The sequence below is a fragment of the Tritonibacter sp. SIMBA_163 genome, from assembly GCF_046535935.1.
In the GTDB taxonomy this organism is placed as follows: domain Bacteria; phylum Pseudomonadota; class Alphaproteobacteria; order Rhodobacterales; family Rhodobacteraceae; genus Epibacterium; species Epibacterium scottomollicae.
Genome location: NZ_JAWJBP010001007.1, coordinates 1 through 248, shown reverse-complemented (window position 1 = coordinate 248; position 248 = coordinate 1). Strand labels below are relative to the sequence as shown.

1 pseudogene is annotated in these 248 nt (G+C 39.9%); it reads left to right on the top strand.

The window, feature by feature from the left end:
* Positions 1–248 (top strand): annotated as a pseudogene (locus tag R0J92_RS25365) (hypothetical protein); the annotation flags it as partial.

The window sequence follows — 248 nt, the reverse complement described above, 5'->3', positions numbered from 1 at the left end:
ACCCCTTGTTGATATGCGTTTAGAGTTAGATATCGAAAATGATCGTGATAAACGAGACTTCCGACGTATTTGGGGTAATGTTCAACTCTTTGAACGTAATATGGGAAAAGGCAAAACTTCTATTGAACCTATACCAGGACCTTATACTAAATATTGGCGGGAATATTGGTTAAGACGAGTCTTAGAAGCCCAAGTGGAAGTGCGCAAAAATGCCCCTGCTGGTATGGAAGATATTACCTTAATTACCC